1 protein-coding gene is annotated in these 231 nt (G+C 52.8%); it reads right to left on the bottom strand.

Going from position 1 to position 231, the window contains the following annotated elements; genetic code table 11:
• Positions 1–231, bottom strand: a 231-nt coding sequence (locus Q0954_RS34885; RefSeq protein WP_299466939.1) for a hypothetical protein, incomplete at both ends; no start/stop codon positions are given.

Here is a 231-nt window from a genome sequence, read left to right as displayed (position 1 = left end):
ACTCACAATATCACCTTCAGCATTCTTCAGAGGAAAAATAATACAACCCCGACCCCAAGCCGAAGAAATACCCAAAGTATCCAGCCCCGCGCGCAAAGGTTTGCTCAACTTTCCATCGTGGTAACCCACCTCCTGGACGTGCTCCAAACCTCGGCGCCCCATGTACGCCTGAGCCGCCTTACTTTGAGCAAAAGCCCGCCGAAAGTGAGTAAAAACCGCCGTCATCGTCTG

It is taken from the genome of uncultured Microscilla sp. (assembly GCF_947493425.1).
Lineage (GTDB): Bacteria > Bacteroidota > Bacteroidia > Cytophagales > Microscillaceae > Microscilla.
The sequence above is the reverse complement of the archived record's forward strand: the minus strand, read 5'-3'. Positions and strand labels throughout refer to the sequence as shown.